The organism is Natrialba sp. INN-245 (assembly GCF_009807105.1).
Lineage (GTDB): Archaea > Halobacteriota > Halobacteria > Halobacteriales > Natrialbaceae > Natrarchaeobius > Natrarchaeobius swarupiae.
Genome location: NZ_WUBV01000005.1, coordinates 22,723 through 39,121 on the forward strand (window position 1 = coordinate 22,723; position 16,399 = coordinate 39,121).

General features: G+C 62.9%; 14 protein-coding genes. 1 reads left to right on the forward strand and 13 read right to left on the reverse strand.

The features are described from left to right. Nucleotides 1–51: 51 nt before the first annotated feature. Entirely contained in the window at nt 52–1,278 is a 1,227-nt protein-coding gene (locus GRS80_RS01075; protein ID WP_160045939.1) for a molybdopterin molybdotransferase MoeA, read from the forward strand. Nucleotides 1,279–1,457: 179 nt separating this feature from the next. On the opposite strand, the gene GRS80_RS01080 is transcribed toward GRS80_RS01075, so the two are convergent. The 13 genes from GRS80_RS01080 to GRS80_RS01140 all read right to left on the reverse strand — a co-directional run bounded on the left by GRS80_RS01080 (nt 1,458) and on the right by GRS80_RS01140 (nt 16,223). After that, nucleotides 1,458–3,830: a xanthine dehydrogenase family protein molybdopterin-binding subunit gene (locus GRS80_RS01080; RefSeq protein WP_160045940.1), complete on the reverse strand. Its 2,373-nt coding sequence runs from the start codon at nt 3,828–3,830 to the stop codon at nt 1,458–1,460. Between the two features lie 143 nt (nt 3,831–3,973). Next, entirely contained in the window at nt 3,974–5,251 is a 1,278-nt protein-coding gene (locus tag GRS80_RS01085; protein ID WP_160045941.1) for a VWA domain-containing protein, read from the reverse strand. Beyond that, nucleotides 5,248–6,123 carry a MoxR family ATPase gene (locus GRS80_RS01090; RefSeq protein WP_149080947.1) on the reverse strand — a complete coding sequence of 292 codons (876 nt, stop codon included), beginning with the start codon at nt 6,121–6,123 and terminating at the stop codon, nt 5,248–5,250. The genes GRS80_RS01085 and GRS80_RS01090 overlap by 4 nt, the downstream gene beginning before the upstream one ends. A 322-nt stretch (nt 6,124–6,445) precedes the next feature. Beyond that, entirely contained in the window at nt 6,446–7,336 is an 891-nt protein-coding gene (locus GRS80_RS01095; RefSeq protein ID WP_160045942.1) for a xanthine dehydrogenase family protein subunit M, read from the reverse strand. Then, the gene (locus GRS80_RS01100) at nt 7,336–7,833 is read right to left on the reverse strand and encodes a (2Fe-2S)-binding protein (protein ID WP_160045943.1); all 498 of its coding nucleotides are present in this window, start codon (nt 7,831–7,833) and stop codon (nt 7,336–7,338) included. Before GRS80_RS01100 ends, GRS80_RS01095 begins: the two co-directional genes overlap by 1 nt. Nucleotides 7,834–7,887: 54 nt before the next feature. Then, the gene (locus GRS80_RS01105; RefSeq protein WP_160045944.1) at nt 7,888–8,478 is read right to left on the reverse strand and encodes an SRPBCC domain-containing protein; all 591 of its coding nucleotides are present in this window, start codon (nt 8,476–8,478) and stop codon (nt 7,888–7,890) included. Nucleotides 8,479–8,650: 172 nt separating this feature from the next. Beyond that, complete coding sequence (locus GRS80_RS01110; protein WP_160045945.1) at nt 8,651–9,535, reverse strand: DUF6282 family protein; 885 nt, start codon at nt 9,533–9,535, stop codon at nt 8,651–8,653. A 168-nt stretch (nt 9,536–9,703) separates the two neighbouring features. Then, nucleotides 9,704–10,489 (reverse strand): enoyl-CoA hydratase/isomerase family protein, encoded by a 786-nt coding sequence (locus GRS80_RS01115; RefSeq protein ID WP_160045946.1) that lies wholly within the window; start codon nt 10,487–10,489, stop codon nt 9,704–9,706. Continuing rightward, nucleotides 10,486–11,721 carry a CaiB/BaiF CoA-transferase family protein gene (locus GRS80_RS01120; protein ID WP_160045947.1) on the reverse strand — a complete coding sequence of 412 codons (1,236 nt, stop codon included), beginning with the start codon at nt 11,719–11,721 and terminating at the stop codon, nt 10,486–10,488. Before GRS80_RS01120 ends, GRS80_RS01115 begins: the two co-directional genes overlap by 4 nt. A gap of 35 nt (nt 11,722–11,756) precedes the next feature. Continuing rightward, nucleotides 11,757–13,241: a tripartite tricarboxylate transporter permease gene (locus GRS80_RS01125; RefSeq protein WP_160045948.1), complete on the reverse strand. Its 1,485-nt coding sequence runs from the start codon at nt 13,239–13,241 to the stop codon at nt 11,757–11,759. Between the two features lie 3 nt (nt 13,242–13,244). Continuing rightward, nucleotides 13,245–13,787: a tripartite tricarboxylate transporter TctB family protein gene (locus tag GRS80_RS01130; protein ID WP_160045949.1), complete on the reverse strand. Its 543-nt coding sequence runs from the start codon at nt 13,785–13,787 to the stop codon at nt 13,245–13,247. 59 nt (nt 13,788–13,846) lie between these two features. Then, a complete protein-coding gene (locus GRS80_RS01135) occupies nt 13,847–14,779 on the reverse strand; it encodes a tripartite tricarboxylate transporter substrate-binding protein (protein WP_160045950.1) in 933 nt (310 codons plus the stop codon). A 319-nt stretch (nt 14,780–15,098) separates the two neighbouring features. Then, nucleotides 15,099–16,223: a mandelate racemase/muconate lactonizing enzyme family protein gene (locus GRS80_RS01140; RefSeq protein WP_160045951.1), complete on the reverse strand. Its 1,125-nt coding sequence runs from the start codon at nt 16,221–16,223 to the stop codon at nt 15,099–15,101. Between the last annotated feature and the right edge of the window lie 176 nt (nt 16,224–16,399).

Below are 16,399 nucleotides of genomic sequence, written 5' to 3' on the forward strand. Positions count from 1 at the left end.
CGTGTTGCGAACACCGCATGATTGAACTGATTGTTCGACGAACATACCGTCATGGACCACGAACACGACGAGATGCGGTGGCGGCGCGAGGCAACGAAGCAAGTGCTGGATCAGCTGTCGGCCGCCCGCTCGTCACACGAGACGGAGTCGGTCAGCCTCGATTCGATCGGCGGGCGAACCCTCGCCGAAACGATCGTCGCCGAACAGAACGTTCCAGCAGACGACCGTGCCACCATGGACGGATACGCCTTCGACGCGACCGCCGACTACCCGTTGACGGTGGTCGACGACGAGGTGTTTCCGGAGGACGAACCGCCGTCGATAGACGCCGGAGAGGCGGTGGCTATCGCGACCGGTGCACCGCTCCCGCCGGAGGCCAACGCGGTTCTCAAGCGCGAAGAGTCGTCGATCGAAGACGGCCAGCTTCGAGGTGCAGGGATCGAGCCCGGGACGTACACGTACGAGCGCGGAAGTAATCTCTCGAAAGGAGAGACCCTGTTCGATCGAGGCGAACGGCTGTCCCCGAAAGACGCGATACTGCTCGGCGACCTCGGCCGTGAGACCGTCGAGGTCTTCAAGCGATTTTCGGCGGGCGTGCTCGCGACCGGGACGGAGATCCACGACGGCCGTATTGCCGACCTCGATTCGGACATGCTCGCCGGACTGATTCGGTCGTGGGGACACGAGGCCACCTACGAGGGGAGCGTCCCCGACGAGTACGACCGGGTCGAGTCCGCGATCGATCGACTCGCCAGCGAGTACGACGTTGTGGTGACGACCGGCGGGACGAGCGTCGGTCACAAAGACCACGTCGTCCGCGCGCTCGACTCCCTCGGCGAGGTCTCGTTTCACCGGGTTCGCGTTCGGCCCGGCAAACCGATCGCGATGGCCACCCTGCCGGCACACGACGCCGTCGCGTTCGCGATTCCCGGAAAACCGATCGGCGCACACACCATCTCGGCGTTCGTAATGGGTCCGTTTTTCACGGGCGAGACCACACACGCGACGATCGATGCGACGATGACCCACGACGTCGAGTTAGGGCCCGACGGATTCGAGTACGTCATCCCCGTCTTGCTCGAGGAGACCGACGACGGCTACGAGGCCACCGGCCTCGGACACGTCGACTCTCCGCTATCCGTCTACGACCGGCAGTTCGATCCGAGCGTTCTCTCCTCGAGTACCCGTGCGAGCAGCGCCGACGGCGTCGTCGTCACACAGTCACCGCTCGAGGCAGGGTCGTCGGTTTCGGTCGTCCCCTACTCCGTTCTCGAGTGACGAACGCGGCCGCTAACGGGGTTCGGCCCGTCCGTTCGGAGAGACGATGTGCCGATCGCCCGTCGGACCGAAGGAGTCGGACGGACTGTGACGAGTCCGCGCCGGCCGATCGCGGAACGGCGGACGATCGACCGGCCACTACGCGAGTGTGAAAAAACGAAAACGATATCCTGCGGTCGTCAGTCCTGGTCGTTGACGCCCTTCCAGATCTTTTCGGGTGTCAGCGGCGTGTCGACTTCACTGCCGTCGAATCCGAGCGGCTCGAGTGCGTCGACGACGGCGTTGAGCACGGCGGCGTTACCGGCGATCGGTCCGGTCTCGCCGACACCTTTCGCACCCAGCGGGTTGTCCGGTGCCGGGGTCGAAAGCTCGACCGTTTCGACTTCCGGCACGTGGAACGATTTGGGCATCGCGTAGTCCTGTAGCGTGCTGGTGACCATGTTTCCGTTGTCGTCGTAGACGACGTCCTCGTACAGCGCCTGGCTGATCCCCTGAGCGATGCCGCCGTGGAGCTGTCCCTCCACGATCTGGGGGTTGATGCGGTTTCCGGCGTCGTCGACGGAGAGATACCGTTCGAACTCTACCTCGCCGGTGTCGGGATCGACCTCGACGACCGCGGCGTGGACGCCGGAGGTGATCGCCATCTGTTCGGGCAGGTAGTACGTCGTCGCCTCGAGTCCGGGTTCGCCCGGAACGTCCCACGCGCGGTGGGCCTGCGATCCGACTTCCTGGATCGTCATGGAGCGTTCGGGAGCGCCTTTGACCCAGAACTCACCGTCCTCGAACTCGATGTCCTCTTCGGGTGCTTCGAGCTGGTGGGCGACGATCGAGCGACCCTTCTCGATGACGTCGTCCGCACTTTCTGCAAGCGCCGAACCACCAACGACGAGCGAGCGACTCGCGTGCGTCCCGACACCGTCGTTGAGGTGTCTGGTGTCGCCTTCGATGATTTCGACGTCTTCGATCGGGACGCCGAGCTTGTCTGCGACGATCTGGGCGTACGAGGTCTGGTGGCCCATCCCGAAGTCCATCGTTCCGCAGTAGGCGGTGACGGTCCCGGACTGGTGGACGGTGATACGGCCGCTCTCCCAGTGGGTCTTGAAGATCCCGTACTCCTTACAGACGTCGGCCGGGCCGACGCCGCTGACGTGAGTGTACGCCGAGAGTCCGATGCCGAGGTAGCGTCCGTCCTCGCGGAGCTCCTCCTGGCGTTCGCGCAACTCGTCGTACTCGAGGACATCCAGCGTCTTCTCGAGTGCCTGCTGGTAGTTGCCGCTGTCGTAGACGGTCCCGGTGACCGTCTCGTATGGGAACGCGTCCGCCGGGATCTGGTTCCGTCGGCGCAACTCGGCCGGGTCCATCCCGATTTCCTTCGCGGACTCGTGCATCAGCCGTTCGATGAAGGTGATCGCGGCAACCTCGTGGACGCCGCGGTAGGAGTCGAGACACGTCGCGTTGGTCAGCGCGCCCCGGATCCGGGAGTAGAGCTTCGGCAGTTCGTACTGGCTGTTGATCACCTCGATGCAAAGCACCGTGGTCAGCATGTGAACGTGCGAGGAGACGTACCCGCCGAGATCGGCGAGGCCGTCGACACGAACGCCGAGCAGCTTGCCGTCCTCGTCGAAAGCCGCCTCGCCTTCGAGGTTCAGGCCGCGGCCGTGGGACGACGTCTGGTGGATCTCGCTGCGGGTGGCCTGCCACCTGACCGGACGCTCGAGTTCACGGGCACACCACGGGACGAGCGACTCGACGTCGTAGTTGTGAATCTTCGCCCCGAATCCACCGCCGACGCGTGGAACCTGGACGTGGATCTTGTTCTCGGGGTGTCGGAGAATCCCCGCGATCGCGTGGCGATCCGAGTGGGGCGTCTGCGTGCTCATCTGGATGCTGAGCTCGTTCGACGACGAGTCGTAGTCGGCGACCGTCGCCCGCGGCTCGAGTGGGTCCGGGATGAGACGCTGTTCGTCGACGGACGCGCTCGCGACGTACTCGGCGTCTTCGAAGGCTTCGTCGACCTCGTCTTTGTCGCCGAACTCCCAGTCGTAGGCGATGTTGTTGGGATAATCCTCGAAAAGCGTCGGTGCGTCGTCTTCGATTGCGGCTTCGGGGTCGGTGACCGACTCGAGTCGCTCGTAGTCGACTTCGATTCGGTCGACGGCGTCGTTTGCCGTGTACCGATCCTCGGCCAGTGCAATCGCGAGTGGTTCGCCCTGATAGTGGACGCGGTCGGACGCGATAACCGGCCTGAACAGCTCCGGTTCGACCTGGATATAATCCGTCGACATCGACGGGATCTTCCGCGGGGCCGACGTCTCGGCCTCCTCCATATCCTCGGCCGTATAGACGGCGATAACGCCGTCTAACTCCTCGGCAGCGCTGGTATCGATGTCGTGTACCTTGGCGTGTGCGTGCTGACTCCGTAGGACGGCTGCGTGAGCCGCATTCGAGGTAGCGATGTCGTCCGTATACTCTGCCTGCCCAGTGACGAACTCGGCGTCTTCCGTTCGAGTGACGCGATCTCCAATGAGACCGTTAGTTGTGTCTCCGCTCATTTGTAATAGGCACTCTGTCGTCTTCTACCAAGCCTCTCACGGGATAAATAACTATGCAAATAATCTAGTCGGGGCCGTGGGGACAATTAAGATCGCATGACAGCGAGGTGATGTCCGTCGTTGGCCTCGCGTTGGGGCGCCGGTTACGGGGTAGCCGTCCGTTCGTAGCCGAGGGGCTGTGTCCCGTCGTATCGCTCGAGTTGGGACGCGATCTCACGGAGATCGGCCTCGTCTGCGAACCCGAACAACCCGTCGACGAACGGGAGTGCGGTTTCCATGCCGCGACAGGTCGGTTCGTACGTCGACGTCGTCGCAAGCGGGTTCCACCAGAGGACGATCCGACCGCGACGGGAGAGCCAGTTCATTCCCGCTTCGAGTTCGCTCGTATCGCCCGTCTCGAGGCCGTCGCTGACGACCACCACTGCAGTTCGTCGGTCGACGGCGGTCGGATGTCTCTCCCTGATCTCGGTCAACGCGGTGCCGATCTGGGTTCCACCGCCCCACGTCGCCTCGAGTCGCTCGAGCGTGTCGTAGGCGTCAGCCGTCGTGCGCGTATCGATCGCGTCGGTGACCTCCTGGGTCGAGGTGTCGAAGAAAAACGTTCGCATCGATCGGCTCTCCTCCTGAAAACACGAGAGTGTTCGAACGAGGAAGTCGCGTTCGATTACGTCCAGTACCGATTTGCTCACGTCGACGATGAACAACAGCCTGCTGGCCGTTCGCTTTGGCCCCTCCGTGGGCGTCGACACGACCACGCCACCGGTCTGGTGGCTCTCCCTGAGCGCACGACGCACGTCGATGCGCGTCGGATCGGCGTTCGACGTGTAGCCGCGGTCAGTCAGTCGCGCCAGGGCGTCGCTGAGACGGCGGACGGGGTCGACGAGGTCAACCTCGGATTCGAGGGCTCCTCGAGGGGAGACCGTCGACGATTCTCCGTGTCGACTGTATCCAGCGACGGTCTCTCGCTCGTCGTCCAGGACCGGATCGTCGGAGTCGGAATCGGAACCAAACGCTAGCATCGAGCCGGCGTCGTCCATCTCCGCGTCGGGTTCGCTCGCATCCGCCGATGGTGTCGGATCGGCTTCGGGCAGGTCGAGGACTTCGGGGCGCTCGTCCGGTCGGACGGAGTCAGCGCCGTGGTCGTCCTCGATATCCGCGATGAGAGCGCGCCAGAACGTCGCGAACAGCCGGTCGAACGTTCTGATATCGGACGGAGACGTAATCAGGGCCCCACGGAGTGCGGCTCTGGTCCGCGTCCGGTCGACGACGCCGATCTCTGCGAGGACCCGTGCCGCCTCGAGACTCCCCGTCGCCGGCACGTCGACATCGGCCGCCCGCAACGCTCGCGTGAACTCGACGATGCGAAAGCGAACGCGTTCGTCCGTCGGGACGGTCGGTCCGTCGTCTGCCTGGTCGCTCATCGCTTCTGGTCGGTGTCGACAGCCGTCGAGTCGCGTGCGTCACGGGCGGCCGCCGTGAGATCGTCGGCCAGTTCGTCGATCCGGTCGATATCTTCGATCTCCTTCAGGAGGAATCCGGCCGTCGAGCGGATCCGGTCGGCGGTTATCTGGTCGTCCCCGTCGGCACCCAGGTCGACGAGTGCACGCGCCCAGTCGAGCGTCTCGGCGACACCCGGCTGCTTGAGTAGCGGATGGTCACGAAGCTCCTGGGTGACAGCGCACACCGCCGAGGCCGTGGCCTCGTCCAGTTCGGGAACCTTGCGCCGGAGGATCTCACGCTCTTTCTCGAACGACGGCGGCTCGACGTGGACGTAGAGACAGCGGCGCTTGAGTGCGTCGCTCAACCCCCGCGTCCGGTTGGACGTGATGACGACGATCGGTGGCACCGACGCCGTCACGGTTCCAAGCTCCGGAATCGACAGCTGGAAGTCGGACAACAACTCGAGCAACAGCGCCTCGAACTCCTCGTCGGCGCGGTCGACCTCGTCGATGAGGAGTACCTGTGGAGTGTCGTCGTCGGATCTGAGCGCGCGCAGGAGGGGGCGTTCGAGCAGATAATCCTCGTCGAAGACGGAGCCGTCTCCGTCGACGCCGCGGTCGCCCGCCTGCACGGCCAGCAGCTGTTTCGTGTAGTTCCACTCGTAGAGCGCGTTCTCGGCGGCCAATCCCTCGTAACACTGCAGACGTATCAGCTCGGTGTCGAAGCCGTGGGCGAGAACCTTCGCCAACTCCGTCTTTCCCGCGCCGGGCTCGCCCTCGATGAGCAGCGGTTTGCCGAGACGAAGACCGAGCAACACCGTCGTGATCAGGTCGTCGTCGGCGACGTACGACATCTCGTCGAACACGGAGCGAAGCTCTCGTTCGGTGACGTCCGAGAGAGCGGGGCCAGTGACTCGCTCCGTCCCACCCGGCGTGGCGAAGCCGTCGTCGCTCACTGTACATCACCATGCCGTGGGGCATCGATCGGGGCCTCGTCCGGCGAACTGTGTCGTGTCACTACCAGTCGTTCGCACTACGTGCTTGTAATGTCACCGGTTACCGGGGTCCGCTGTCGCTCGGGGGACGCTGCTCGTCGAAAAGTGGGATTGAACGCCGATGCGACCAACGTAACGGTCGATCGTCACCACGACGCAGTGAGACAGACTGGAACAGCGTTCAGGCAGTCGGGAGCGACGCGTCGAGTCGATCCACCGCGTCGTTCAGTGCCTCCTCGGTGTAGACTTTCAGAAGCTGGGCGCGGAACTCGGCGGAGGCCTGGATGTCGTCCATCATCATGAACTCCTCGAGATTCTCGTCTGCGACCTCTGCGACGTCCTCGAAGGAGACGTCGTCGAGGGCCTCGCCGACGAGCCCGTCTTCGACCGGCTCGAGGCGAACGGCGTGGTCCATGATACCGTTGGCGGCGACGCGAGCGGACTCGATTCGTCCGTCGTCGACCTCGAGAGAAACAGCGACCCCGACCAGGGCGTAGCCGGAGGACGGGCTCGGTTTCTTGACGTACGCACCGGTGGTAGTCGCGTTCTCGGATCGAGGGAACTCGAGACCGGTCAAGATCTCGTCCTCGCCGAGTTCCGTCGCGTACATCCCGAGGAAGAAGTCGTCGACGTCGATCCGTCGCTCTCCGTCGGGACCCTGGACGACGACCGTCGCGTCGGCGGCGAGTACGGCCGCCGGTAGGTCCGAGGCCGGATCGCCGTGTGCGACGTTACCGCCGATTGTCCCGCGGTTTCGGACCTGAATATCGCCCACTTCGTGGGCGGCCTCGGCGAGAACCGGCAGTTCGTCCCAGAGCTCGTCGTCGTCGGCGATCGTCGCGTAGGTGGTGAGCGCGCCGACCGAGACGGTGTCGTCGTCCCACTCGATACCGGTCATCTCGTCGATCTCGCCGATATCGACGAGCGTACCGGGGTTGGCGAGTCCCGACTTCATCATCGGAATGAGACTGTGTCCACCCGAGATGATCTTCGCCTCTGGATCACCACTCAACAGCTCGAGTGCGTGGTCGACGGTTTCGGCCCGCTCGTAGTCGAATTCGGACGGATACATCAGTCGTCACCCTCGGCGGTCGCCGTCGTACGCATTTTTTCGGCTGCCGACTCGACGGCTTTGACGATGTTCTGGTAGCCGGTACACCGACAGAGGTTCCCCTCGAGCGCTTCGCGGATCTCCTCTTCGTTCGGATCGGGGTTTCGCTCGAGCAGTTCCGAGGTCGTCATAATCATACCCGGCGTACAGTAGCCACACTGGAGCCCGTGTTCTTCCGAGAAACTCTCCTGGATCGGATGAAGCGAGTCACGGTCTGCGAAGTCTCCGACCGTCGTGACGTCGGAGCCGTCGGCCTGTACCGCAAGAACGGTACACGATTTGACGGCCTCGCCGTCGAGGTGGATCGTACAGGCACCGCACGTACTGCTCTCACAGCCGACGTTCGGGCCGGTGTAGCCGAGTTGGTCGCGAAGCGCGTGCACCAGTAGCGTCCGCGAGTCGACCGTCATTTCGTGGTCTGTTCCGTTAACTGTGATCTCTATGTCGTGTTCTGTCATGCGTATTGCTCAGGTATTGGTCCCCGATTGTCTACGGTCTCGTGTCGACGCCACTTACAACAACCCTTTGATCCTATCGCGGAGCCCGGACGAGTCGTCGCTGACGTCCGAGAGGTTGCTCTCGATCTGGTTGAAAAACCGATTGATGACCCGCTTTGCAACCGGTGAGATCACGCGCTGTCCCATCTGTGCGACGCGGCCGAAGACGTCGGTTTCGGCCCACCACTCGACGGTCACACCGCCGTCCGTTTCGACGAGTGTCATACCGGAATCCATCTCGAAGGAGCTGTCCGAGGCACTCCCCGTCGCGGAGGCGTCCATCCGTGGGAACTCGCGACTGTCGATCGAGACGACCGTCTCGAAGCGGGGGTTGACTCCGCCGACGTTCATCTGGACCAGCGTTGCGTACCGTCCGCCCTCCACGAACGCGCGGTCGGCGACGTCTTCCGGGTCGGCCTCGGGAAGCGTCGGTGGATCGTCGTCCGTCGCCTCGGCTTCGAGTTCGTCGAAATCGGGTTCGCCTTCGATCTCGGTGAGGAACTTACACCCGGGGAGTGCGTTCTTGATCATGACTGGATCGGACAGTGCCAGCCACACTTCTTCGCTCGTTACGCCCTCGAGGGTAAATTCACCGTCAAATTCCATAGTTTACCTCGGCTATGTGGTACATCGCGTCTGTCATACTCTATGCCTTGAGCTAACAAACGCATCACCACATTAAAAAACCTTGCACCGAGCGCGACGGTTGAAATTTGTTACACCGTACCAAGGAGGACGGCGGTTCAGGTGGCGACTGGCCCAGCGACCCCCCTAACGCTCACTCGAACAGGAGCGAACGTGGTGTCTCGCCGGCCATCGTCCGAAACTCCGGCTCGGAGAGACCCTCGGATCGCAGCGTTTCGCCGAGGATCCGCAGGCTCTCGGGAGAGCTTGGGTTGACCTGCTGGCCGACGTCGCTCGAGAGGACACACCGATCGACGCCGATCTCACGGATGTTTGCGTAGAGTTCTTCGCTAGAGATCCAGCTGTATTTCGGGCTGAGTCCCATAAACGGGAAGTTCAGGTACGCGCCTCGCTCGGCGAGAGTTCGCTGTTGGTCTATCGAGAGATCGGTGACGCCGTAGTTGGGATGGTCGACGACGATTCGCTCGTGGCCCGCCTCGGCGAGATAGTCGACGATCGCAACCGTTTCCTCGTAAGAGAGGTGGCCGAGACAGAAGACCACGTCGTGAGCGATCACCTTGTCGAGACACAGCCGGACGTCGTCGGTCAGATCGCCGTCTTCCAGCGCCGAGATACCGTCTTGGTCCTCGTACTCGGCTCCGGCGTCGACGCCGAGGAAGGCACCGAGTGAGCCCGTCTGTTCGGCGTGGTGGCGTGCGTCGATCGTCGGGCCCCAGATCACGTCGGCGCCGTAAGCGATCGCCGATTCGACGGCGAACGGATTGAATCCGCCGTTACAGTAGTTGAGGACCACGCTTCCGATCACGTCGATCTCGAGTCCGTCGCGCTCGAGCAAGCGGTCGATGTACGGAACGCCGTAGGCCGTCGGGAGGTGGTGTTCTTTCAGGACGACGGCGTCCATGCCAGCGTCAGCGGCCTCGCGCGCGCACTCGTATCCGTCAGTACGTCGGTCGAACGGGGACGGGCCGCAGTGGACGTGTATATCTATCAGTCCAGATACATCGATCGGATCTGTCATACGACGTCTCTGTCCCCAGCGACAATAAAAACAGGTGTCGACTCACCGGACAGGCGAGCCCCGCCCGGCTCGGCGACAGCGAGACAGACGTCGGCGGTCTCCGTCCGTCAGCTCCCGTGGCCCGTAAACTCCTGCGGTCACGCCGGGACGTCGGGACAGCGGTCCGTATCAGTGCTCGTTCGAGACGTCACCGTCGTCTCCCGCCGGCTTCGTCTGTGCATCCCCGAGATACTGTGCCAGCCACCGGTCCGTCTCTTCGGCGAACGCGCCAGCCCGGTCCGTTTCGTCGGCTACCTGGTTGATACTCGCCTTGGCCGCCGCAGCGGCGCCGTCCTCGGCGTTCTGGATCGCCGCGGTCACGGTATCGACGGTTTCCTCGAGTTCCTCCGCGGGCACGACGCGATTGACGAGACCTAACGTCCGTGCGCGGTCGGCGTCGATCCGATCGCCGAGGAGGACGATTTCCTTCGCCCCGGCTTCCCCGACGAGTTCGACCAGTCGATACGTTACCCCGCCGCCGGGGATCTGGCCGATACGGGTCGTCGGAACGCCGAACTCGGCCGTCTCCGACGCGATTCGAAGATCACAGTACATCGCGAGCGTCAGTCCACCACCCAGACAGTAGCCGTCGATCCGCGCGATCGTCGGCGGGCGGACCGATCGCGCCTTCTTCACCATCTCGTAGCTCTGGCGACTCCGGGGGCGGTGATAGCGTTCGTCCGCAGTTTCGTACTCGGAGACGTCCGCACCGCTCGAGAAGGCCCGGTCGCCGGCTCCAGTCAGCACGATCGCGTCGATCTCGGGGCGCAACGCCAGTTCGTCGAACGCGCGATCGAGATCGTTGACGGCCGCGGTGTCGAGGGCGTTCAAGACGTCCGGCCGATCGATCGTCACCGTCGCGATGCCGTCGTCGACGGCGACCGAGAGCGAGCGGTACGGACCGAGATCGCTCACGACTCCTCACCCGAATTCCGGTCAGCGGAGCGATCGACGGAGCCGATCACGCGATCGGCGGCGAGCGATTCGATCTCCTCGTCGTCGTACCCGCGTTCGGCGAGCAACTCCCGGGTGTCCTCGCCGAGCACCGGCGCGTGATCGTCGAAGCCGCTCTCGAGGCGGTCGAATCGGAGCGGATGTTCGACGACCGGGACGTCGCCTGCGGTTGGATGATCGACTTCGGTCAACAGCCCGCGGGCCTCGACGTGTTCGTTCTCGAGTGCGTCGGCGACGTCGTTGATGGGGCCCACTGGAAGGCCGTGCTCGTCGGACAGCAGCGAGACCCACTCCTCGACCGGCCGTTCCCGGAACGTCGCTTCGAGTTCGGCCTCGAGTTCGTCCATGTGGTCGACCCGGTCCGGATTCGTTTCGAAGCGATCGTCCGTCGCCAGGTCGGCGCGGTCGATCGCCGCACAGAACTCGGTCCAGAGTTTCTGACTGCCGATCCCGACGGCGAGATAGCCGTCGGCGGCCTCGAAAACCTGGTACGGAGCGATGACCGGATCTCGAGAGCCCATTCGCTCGGGGGATTCGCCGGCGAAGACGGCGCCCGCGTGTTTCGTGAGATACGGGAGGATCGCGTCGTACATCGCGAGTTCGATTCGGTCACCCTCGCCGGATCGTTCTCGTTCGTAGAGCCCGGCGAGAACGCCCTGTGCGACCCAGCTTCCGGTGACGAGATCGGATACCGGGACCCCGGCTTTCACCGGGGGCCGGTCGGGTTCGCCGGTCACAGACATGAGCCCCGACATCCCCTGGATGAGGAGGTCGTACCCCGGTCGGTCCGTCCACGGTCCGTCCTCGCCGAACGCCGACACGGAGCAATAGAGGAGGCTCTCGTTGACGTCGGTCAGCGACTCGTAGTCGATTCCGAGCCGTTCGGCCGTTCCGGGACGGAAGTTCTCGACGAAGGCGTCGGCGTCCGCGACGAGCTCTCGGAGGATCGAGAGGCCGTCGTCGCTTTTCAGATCCAGTTCGATGCTTCGCTTGCCGTAGTTCACCGACATGAAGTACGGCGATTCGCCGTCGATGAACGGCGGGCCGGCCGATCGGGCCGGGTCTCCGGCCTCCGGCCGTTCGACCTTGATCACTTCGGCGCCGAGATTCGCGAGAATCATCGTGCCGAACGATGCACTGACGTACGACGAGACGTCGATAACGGTGACGTCGTCGAGCGGTTTGCGTATCATCGGTTATTGAGTACGTGGAGGGGCGGAGACCGTTCTCAGGCCGCGTTCCGTCTGGCCTCGAGTTGGTTCTTGATCAGCGGACCGACCAGGACGAGCACCGTCAGCGCGAGCAGCAGCATCGACAGTGGGCGCTCGAGGAAAACCGGGAACCCGCCGAGTTCGATCGTCCGGTACAGGTTCTCCTCGGCGATCGGGCCGAGGACGATACCGAGGACGAACGCGATGATCGAGTAGTTGTGCTTGACCATGTAGTAGCCGAGCACACCGAAGGCGACGACGAACGCGAGGTCGAGCCAGTTGTTCCGGATCGCAAACGAGCCGGTCACCGCGAGACAGATGACGAGTGGAATAATGTAGTCGGTGTTGATCCGGGTAAACCAGTGGCCGGTTCGGGTGACGATCAGGAGTCCGAACAGGAAGATGAAGACGTTCCCGACGATCAGTGCGATAAACGTCGCGTACGTGATGTAGAGTTCGGCTCCGAACAGCTCCGGACTCGGGCGAATGCCGTGCATCAAGAGGCCGCCGAGCAAAATTGCCGTCGCACCACTACCCGGAATTCCGAACGAGAGCGTCGGAATGAGCGAGCCCGCGACGGTGCCGTTGTTGGCAGCCTCCGACGCGATGACGCCTTTTGGATTTCCTTCGCCGTAGGTGTCGTCGCTGTCGCTTCTGACCGCTTCGCCGTAGGAGATGAAGTTCGAGACCGATGCACCGGATCCGGGGACGGCACCGATTCCGAGCCCGATAAACGCCGATCTGATCGTCGAAACGGGATTTTTAATAACTTCCCAGAATCCGGAGGCGATGCTTCCACTGAGTTCGACGTCCTCTTTGACGATACCGCCCTGTTCGGCTGCCAGGCGCATCATCTCGCCGATCGCGAAGACGCCGATAAGTGCGACGACGAACGAGATACCGTCCTGAAGCTCGAGGATGCCGAACGTGTACCGTTGCTCGAAGGTCATCACGGGGATGCCGACGGACGTGAGCAACAGTCCGAACGCGCCTGCGGTGATCCCCTTGACCATCGATCCGCGGGTCACCACCGTGATCAACACGAGACCGAACATGGCGATGAGGAAGTACTCGGGCGATCCGAACATGAGGACGAACTCGATTAGCAGTGGGGAAAGCAGGATGATCGTAACGATCGTCAACATGCCGCCGAGTGCCGATGCGGTCGCGGAGACGGCCAGTGCCTTTCGTGCTTGACCGAGGCGGGTCATCGGATAGCCGTCGAAGGTCGTTGCCGCTGCGGCCGCGTTGCCGGGCGTGTTGATGAGGATCGCGGCGATACTCCCGCCGTACATCGCGCCGCTGTAGATACTGATCAGGAGGATAATCGCGGTAATCCCATCGAGGGGCACCGTCAATGGAAGCACGACTGCCATCCCCAGATTCGGACCGACACCCGGGAGGGCACCGACGAAGATGCCGAACAGCATCCCCACCGCGAGCCAGAATATCGCCGGCCACGAGAAGACCAGATCGATCGCGTGGAAGAGACTATCGATCATGGCTTAGAAGAGTGTGACCACGAATCCCTCGTGGAGGTCGACGTTCAGTATCACCATGAATGCGTAGACGATGGCGAACGCGGTGGCTGACAGTGCGAGGCGGGCGGGCCAGGACAGACGAAACCACGTCGTGTATCCGAGGACGAAAAGCGGCGTCACCCACAGAAGTCCAACGGCGTACGCACCGGCGACGTACGCGATGAGCGACGCGACGGTAAACGTCGTGGCCCCGATCGGTCTCCCGCGAGAGGTATCCGTAGCCGTATCCTGTGTGTCCTCCTCCTCGACGTCGTCGCCGTAGTCGCTTAGCATGTCGGTCGATTCGGCGACGTATTCGTAAAGCGGACTCGGCAAGTACTCCCTGGTCAGCAGCAAGACGACGCCGACGATCGTAATCGTCGCAGTAAAACGCGGGAACATCGCTGCGCTATCGGAGAAATCGTACGACCCGATCAGCATGTACGAGGCGATCACGAGCATGGCGGCGAGCATCACGTGCTCGGACGTCAGGTCGGTTCGAAAGACGCCGGATTTGTCGGTACTCATTGATTTATATGAACTGTGTGAAAGTCGTTGGTGACCGAAAGAGTCGACGCGTGCGGCTCTCAGTCCCTGAACTCGTCGAGATCGATCTCGTCGCGGATGTTCCCGATCGACTCTGACGTGAGGTCGTCGACGAACTCCGAGCCACCCATAAACTCGAGGTGGAGGCCACCTTCGTCGGCCCACCCCTGAAGGTCGTCGCTCTCGATCGCTTCTTCGGCCGCCTCCTCGAGCCACTCGATGTGCTCGTCGGGCGTCTCCGGCGGCGCGTAGGTCGCTCTGACCATCCCACCCAGGTAGCCGAGGTCCGGGTAGCCAAGATCGGTGAGGCTAGGAACGTCGGGGAACGCTGAGAGTTCGTGGTCGACCAGGCCGGTGACGACGTCGACTTGCTCGGACATGTCCTCCGCCGTCGAGACGGTGACGATACCGTTCGGAATCTCGCCGCTGGCGACTGCCTGTCCGACCTCACCGGAGCCGTCGTAGGGGATGTAGTTCTCCCACTGGACGTCGTAATCCGCGTTGTCTCTGAGGATCGTGGCGATAATGTTGAACTGGGTCCCCGGCTGCATCCCACCGAATGCCTCGAACTCGCCGTCCGCGTAGCGGTCGACCATCTCGTCGAAGTCGCCGATCTCTTCGTCCGGGTTGCCGACGATGACGAACTCCTCTTCGGCGTGTGCGGCGACGCCCCGGAACTCCTCGAAGTCGAAGTCGACGTCCTGGATCAACGCGGGAATGATGTCGCCGGGTGCGTTAAACGGTGCGATCGTGTGACCGCCCGAATCCGAGGCTGCGAACTCGCTTGCCCCAGTCATTCCACCGGCGCCGGGGACGTTGTCGAACTGGACGGAAACGTCTCGCTGTTCGGATACCTGCCCCCAGATCTGTCTGGCGTAGATGTCGGTACCGCCACCCTCTCCGAACGCGATGAGCGTCCGGATGGTGTCGGAAGGGAACTCCTCGGCCTCGTCCTCGTCGTCGGAGTCACCCATGCAGCCAGCCAATCCGACCGCTACCCCACTTCCAGCGATCGAGAGCGCCTGGCGGCGAGTAATTACACCACTATCGTTCCGGATATTGCTAACTCCCCTCATGGACTATCAGTGTCGAGGGTTAATAACTATATAAAACTTCCGCTATATGGTGGTGTCGGGGTCGCCGACGAAGACAGCCACCCCCCGTCGGTCGTCGGATCGAACGACTATCCTCTCGAGGCGGATCGACGAGAGTCAGAGGGCTGCGGTACGTCATCGACAGTGCAGCCGCGGGCACTCCTGCGGTAGCACCGGTAAATCGTTACAGCAATCCGTATCAGTGCTCGATTCGGTACTCCTCGAGGACGTCCCTGTCGAGTTCGATACCCAAGCCGGGTCGGTCGGGCGGGGAGATTTCACCGCCGTCGGCGACGGACAGTTCGTCCTGGTTCGCGACGAACGGACTCGCGATAAACTCACCCGGATCGTCGATGTCGTCGCTCAACACGCAGAATTCGATGAGCGAACAGGCAGGACTGGCCGCGGCGAGGTGTAAGCTCGCGGTGTAGTTGACCGCGGGACCGAACGCGTGGGGGACGATCCGCTTGTTGAACGCCTCGGCGAGCACGGCGACACGATGTGCCGCCGTGATGCCCCCGACGTTATCCAGAGATGGCTGGTAGATGTCGAGTGCGCCGGCCTGGAGCATCTCGACGGCCGAGTAGTGGGGAGTGTGAGTCTGAAACCCTGCCAGCGGAGTCGGTGCCTGCCGGCGAAACTCGGCGTAGCCTTCGGTATCGGTGTGTGCGATCGGCTCCTCGAACCAGACGAGATCGTGTTCTTCGACCGCGTTCGCGAGTCGGAGGGCGTCGGTAAAGTCGTAGGAGGTGTTCGCGTCGATCGCGAGCCGGAACCCGTCCGGTAGATTCGACGCGATCGTTTCGATCCGCTCCCGATCTCGTTCGACGCCCAACCCGGCCGTTATCTTGAGCGACTCGAACCCCTTCTCGGCGAGCCAGTGGGCGTCCTCGACCAGTTCGTCCGCTTCTTTCTGGATCGGGAACGTCGCGTACGCGCTGAGATCACCGTGGTAGCCACCGAGAAGTTCGTAGACCGGCAGTCCGGCCCGTTTGCCGGCGATATCCCACAGCGCTTCGTCGATCGCGGAGAGCGCTTTGTACGCCCCGGACCGTTTCACGTGGACGTACAGTTCCGACCACCGTTCACTAATTTCGCGTGGATCCGTTCCGACGAGATACTGCTCGAGCGACTCGATCTCGTGGGCGAGGACGATATTGTCCTCGACGCGCTGTCTGTGAAACGACTCCCCGTAGCCGGTGACGTCTTCGTCCGTATGGACTTCGACGAGAACCGAGCCGACCTCGACCGCTCCGATCGACGGGATCGACGTCGAATCGACATCGCTCTTGAGTACGTGCGTCTCTATCGCTGTAATCTCCATCGCGGTTGTAATTGTCCCAAGGGTATTTTATTATTTCCCCCTCGAGCGAGAGAGGTCACCCGACCGCGACGTTCGGCAGGGGCGGACGGAGACGCGTTCACCGACGTTCGTCACGGCGAGACCCTAGTCGGACGCGCTATCCGGTGTACTCGCGATCCTGCGGAGCAATCGAGTCG

Excerpts from the sequence above, each read along its gene's own strand:
- GRS80_RS01075 (WP_160045939.1), top strand. The coding sequence starts at position 52 with ATGGACCACGAACACGACGAGATGCGGTGGCGGCGCGAGGCAACGAAG.
- GRS80_RS01080 (WP_160045940.1), bottom strand. The coding sequence starts at position 3,830 with ATGAGCGGAGACACAACTAACGGTCTCATTGGAGATCGCGTCACTCGA.
- GRS80_RS01085 (WP_160045941.1), bottom strand. The coding sequence starts at position 5,251 with ATGAGCGACCAGGCAGACGACGGACCGACCGTCCCGACGGACGAACGC.
- GRS80_RS01090 (WP_149080947.1), bottom strand. The coding sequence starts at position 6,123 with ATGTCGTACGTCGCCGACGACGACCTGATCACGACGGTGTTGCTCGGT.
- GRS80_RS01095 (WP_160045942.1), bottom strand. The coding sequence starts at position 7,336 with ATGTATCCGTCCGAATTCGACTACGAGCGGGCCGAAACCGTCGACCAC.
- GRS80_RS01100 (WP_160045943.1), bottom strand. The coding sequence starts at position 7,833 with ATGACAGAACACGACATAGAGATCACAGTTAACGGAACAGACCACGAA.
- GRS80_RS01105 (WP_160045944.1), bottom strand. The coding sequence starts at position 8,478 with ATGGAATTTGACGGTGAATTTACCCTCGAGGGCGTAACGAGCGAAGAA.
- GRS80_RS01110 (WP_160045945.1), bottom strand. The coding sequence starts at position 9,535 with ATGACAGATCCGATCGATGTATCTGGACTGATAGATATACACGTCCAC.
- GRS80_RS01120 (WP_160045947.1), bottom strand. The coding sequence starts at position 11,721 with ATGATACGCAAACCGCTCGACGACGTCACCGTTATCGACGTCTCGTCG.
- GRS80_RS01125 (WP_160045948.1), bottom strand. The coding sequence starts at position 13,241 with ATGATCGATAGTCTCTTCCACGCGATCGATCTGGTCTTCTCGTGGCCG.
- GRS80_RS01130 (WP_160045949.1), bottom strand. The coding sequence starts at position 13,787 with ATGAGTACCGACAAATCCGGCGTCTTTCGAACCGACCTGACGTCCGAG.
- GRS80_RS01135 (WP_160045950.1), bottom strand. The coding sequence starts at position 14,779 with ATGGGTGACTCCGACGACGAGGACGAGGCCGAGGAGTTCCCTTCCGAC.
- GRS80_RS01140 (WP_160045951.1), bottom strand. The coding sequence starts at position 16,223 with ATGGAGATTACAGCGATAGAGACGCACGTACTCAAGAGCGATGTCGAT.